At 44.3% G+C, this 3,779-nt stretch carries 6 protein-coding genes; 3 read left to right on the top strand and 3 right to left on the bottom strand.

Annotation, left to right across the window (positions count from 1 at the left end):
- Positions 1–39: 39 nt before the first annotated feature.
- The 3 genes from E4K64_RS39215 to E4K64_RS39205 all read right to left on the bottom strand — a co-directional run bounded on the left by E4K64_RS39215 (position 40) and on the right by E4K64_RS39205 (position 1,584).
- A complete protein-coding gene (locus E4K64_RS39215) occupies positions 40–939 on the bottom strand; it encodes a replication protein (RefSeq protein ID WP_000185505.1) in 900 nt (299 codons plus the stop codon).
- 32 nt (positions 940–971) lie between these two features.
- Positions 972–1,265, bottom strand: coding sequence for a CII family transcriptional regulator (locus E4K64_RS39210; protein WP_000251069.1), 294 nt, complete (start codon positions 1,263–1,265; stop codon positions 972–974).
- A gap of 118 nt (positions 1,266–1,383) precedes the next feature.
- The gene (locus E4K64_RS39205; RefSeq protein ID WP_000437875.1) at positions 1,384–1,584 is read right to left on the bottom strand and encodes a Cro/CI family transcriptional regulator; all 201 of its coding nucleotides are present in this window, start codon (positions 1,582–1,584) and stop codon (positions 1,384–1,386) included.
- Positions 1,585–1,684: 100 nt separating this feature from the next.
- Here E4K64_RS39205 and E4K64_RS39200 point away from each other — a divergent pair, with 100 nt between their 5' ends.
- From E4K64_RS39200 to E4K64_RS39190, 3 genes are all read left to right on the top strand, one after another.
- On the top strand, positions 1,685–2,398 hold the full coding sequence (locus tag E4K64_RS39200; protein ID WP_000104864.1) for a LexA family protein: 714 nt from the start codon (positions 1,685–1,687) through the stop codon (positions 2,396–2,398).
- Positions 2,399–2,510: 112 nt separating this feature from the next.
- Positions 2,511–3,350, top strand: a complete 840-nt coding sequence (locus tag E4K64_RS39195; protein WP_000788349.1) for a protein rexA — start codon at positions 2,511–2,513, stop codon at positions 3,348–3,350.
- A gap of 30 nt (positions 3,351–3,380) precedes the next feature.
- The coding region (locus E4K64_RS39190) for a hypothetical protein (protein WP_430642585.1) at positions 3,381–3,779 on the top strand (399 nt) is incomplete at its 3' end.

Below are 3,779 nucleotides of genomic sequence, written 5' to 3'. Positions count from 1 at the left end.
GCTCACGGTCAAAGTTAACCATCTGTGCGGCGATGTTTTTCATAGATCCACCCCGTAAATCCAGTCTGTGTTTGTCAGGTCGAGTTTTGGTTTGCTGGCTGTCACGCCTGCCTGTTGCTTGTTACGGTTGATTTCGAGTTGGGTCCACTTATCGCGGAGTTTGGCCGGGCTCAGCACGTTACCGGACCAGAAGTTGTCCTGGCATGCCCAGCGGAACAGCACACACATGTCGCGGTGGTTACGTCCGTCACGTTCACGCATCAGGCGGATATCGTTAGCCCACCCAGCAAAATTCGGTTTTCTGGCTGATGGTGCGATAGTCTTCACCATGTCAAACATCCACTCTGCGGCGGTCAGGTCTTCTGCTGTCCCCCACTTGCTGCCGCTCTGAATTGCAGCATCCGGTTTCACCACAGAAAGGTCGTTTTCTGGCTGGTCAGAGGATTCGCCAGAATTCTCTGACGAATAATCTTTTCTTTTTTCTTTTGTAATAGTGTCTTTTGTGTCCCCCTGTTTTGAGGGATAGCAATCCCCCAATTTGAGGGATGTTTTATCCCTCGTTTTAGGGGATTTTCCCTCGTTTTGAGGGATGCACCATTCTGAGATGTTTTTATTTGGTCCAAACATGCCGCCTTGCTGCTTGATAATATTCATTCTGACGAGTTCTAACTTGGCTTCATTGCACCGTTTGACAGGTAACTTTGTAATCTCGCTAAGTTGAGAATCGGTGATTCTGTCCATTGGTTTATTCCACCCATAGGTTTTACGCAGAATGGCAAGCAGCACTTTAAACTGTCGCTTGGTCAGATCTGCGCCCGAATAAGCCTCAAGCAGCATATTTGATAGTCTGGCGTAACCATCATCGAGATCTGCCACATTACGCTCCTGTCCGGCAAAGTTACCTCTGCCGAAGTTGAGTATTTTTGCTGTATTTGTCATAATGACTCCTGTTGATAGATCCAGTAATGACCTCAGAACTCCATCTGGATTTGTTCAGAACGCTCGGTTGCCGCCGGGCGTTTTTTATTGGTGAGAATCGCAGCAACTTGTCGCGCCAATCGAGCCATGTCGTCGTCAACGACCCCCCATTCAAGAACAGCAAGCAGCATTGAGAACTTTGGAATCCAGTCCCTCTTCCACCTGCTGATCTGCGACTTATCAACGCCCACAGCTTCCGCTGTCTTCTCAGTTCCAAGCATTGCGATTTTGTTAAGCAACGCACTCTCGATTCGTAGAGCCTCGTTGCGTTTGTTTGCACGAACCATATGTAAGTATTTCCTTAGATAACAATTGATTGAATGTATGCAAATAAATGCATACACCATAGGTGTGGTTTAATTTGATGCCCTTTTTCAGGGCTGGAATGTGTAAGAGCGGGGTTATTTATGCTGTTGTTTTTTTGTTACTCGGGAAGGGCTTTACCTCTTCCGCATAAACGCTTCCATCAGCGTTTATAGTTAAAAAAATCTTTCGGCCTGCATGAATGGCCTTGTTGATCGCGCTTTGATATACGCCGAGATCTTTAGCTGTCTTGGTTTGCCCAAAGCGCATTGCATAATCTTTCAGGGTTATGCGTTGTTCCATACAACCTCCTTAGTACATGCAACCATTATCACCGCCAGAGGTAAAATAGTCAACACGCACGGTGTTAGATATTTATCCCTTGCGGTGATAGATTTAACGTATGAGCACAAAAAAGAAACCATTAACACAAGAGCAGCTTGAGGACGCACGTCGCCTTAAAGCAATTTATGAAAAAAAGAAAAATGAACTTGGCTTATCCCAGGAATCTGTCGCAGACAAGATGGGGATGGGGCAGTCAGGCGTTGGTGCTTTATTTAATGGCATCAATGCATTAAATGCTTATAACGCCGCATTGCTTACAAAAATTCTCAAAGTTAGCGTTGAAGAATTTAGCCCTTCAATCGCCAGAGAAATCTACGAGATGTATGAAGCGGTTAGTATGCAGCCGTCACTTAGAAGTGAGTATGAGTACCCTGTTTTTTCTCATGTTCAGGCAGGGATGTTCTCACCTAAGCTTAGAACCTTTACCAAAGGTGATGCGGAGAGATGGGTAAGCACAACCAAAAAAGCCAGTGATTCTGCATTCTGGCTTGAGGTTGAAGGTAATTCCATGACCGCACCAACAGGCTCCAAGCCAAGCTTTCCTGACGGAATGTTAATTCTCGTTGACCCTGAGCAGGCTGTTGAGCCAGGTGATTTCTGCATAGCCAGACTTGGGGGTGATGAGTTTACCTTCAAGAAACTGATCAGGGATAGCGGTCAGGTGTTTTTACAACCACTAAACCCACAGTACCCAATGATCCCATGCAATGAGAGTTGTTCCGTTGTGGGGAAAGTTATCGCTAGTCAGTGGCCTGAAGAGACGTTTGGCTGATCGGCAAGGTGTTCTGGTCGGCGCATAGCTGATAACAATTGAGCAAGAATCTTCATCGAATTAGGGGAATTTTCACTCCCCTCAGAACATAACATAGTAAATGGATTGAATTATGAAGAATGGTTTTTATGCGACTTACCGCAGCAAAAATAAAGGGAAAGATAAGCGCTCAATAAACCTGTCTGTTTTCCTTAATTCTCTGCTGGCTGATAATCATCACCTGCAGGTTGGCTCCAATTATTTGTATATTCATAAAATCGATGGAAAAACTTTTCTCTTTACCAAAACAAATGACAAGAGTCTGGTTCAGAAGATAAATCGCTCTAAAGCTTCAGTTGAAGATATTAAGAACAGCCTCGCAGATGACGAATCATTGGGATTCCCATCTTTTTTGTTTGTTGAAGGCGACACCATTGGTTTTGCCAGAACTGTTTTCGGGCCGACCACATCCGATCTGACAGATTTTTTAATCGGGAAAGGAATGTCATTAAGCAGTGGAGAGCGCGTTCAGATAGAGCCACTGATGAGGGGAACCACCAAAGACGATGTTATGCATATGCATTTCATCGGCCGAACAACGGTGAAGGTAGAAGCCAAGCTACCTGTATTTGGCGATATATTAAAGGTCTTAGGGGCAACAGATATTGAAGGGGAGCTTTTTGACTCATTGGATATAGTCATTAAGCCAAAATTTAAAAGGGATATAAAAAAGGTTGCCAAGGATATTATTTTTAACCCGTCACCTCAATTTTCAGACATTAGCCTGCGGGCAAAAGATGAGGCCGGAGATATTTTAACAGAACATTATCTATCAGAAAAAGGCCATCTCTCAGCGCCTCTGAACAAGGTCACCAATGCTGAGATAGCTGAAGAGATGGCATATTGCTACGCAAGAATGAAAAGTGATATACTGGAATGTTTTAAAAGGCAGGTGGGCAAAGTTAAGGATTAATTATCAGGAGTAATTATGCGGAACAGAATCATGCCTGGTGTTTACATAGTAATAATTCCTTACGTTATCGTAAGCATTTGCTATCTCCTTTTCCGCCACTACATTCCTGGTGTTTCTTTTTCAGCTCATAGAGATGGTCTTGGGGCGACATTGTCATCATATGCAGGAACCATGATTGCAATCCTGATTGCTGCCTTGACGTTTCTAATCGGAAGCAGAACGCGCCGACTGGCCAAGATTAGAGAGTATGGGTATATGACATCGGTAGTTATTGTCTATGCCCTTAGTTTTGTTGAGCTTGGAGCTTTGTTTTTCTGCGGGTTATTGCTTCTTTCCAGCATAAGCGGCTACATGATACCCACTATCGCCATCGGCATTGCCTCTGCATCGTTCATCCATATATGCATCCTTGTTTTCCAACTATATAAT

This window comes from Bradyrhizobium frederickii (assembly GCF_004570865.1).
Taxonomy (GTDB): domain Bacteria; phylum Pseudomonadota; class Alphaproteobacteria; order Rhizobiales; family Xanthobacteraceae; genus Bradyrhizobium; species Bradyrhizobium frederickii.
The sequence above is the reverse complement of the archived record's forward strand: the minus strand, read 5'-3'. Positions and strand labels throughout refer to the sequence as shown.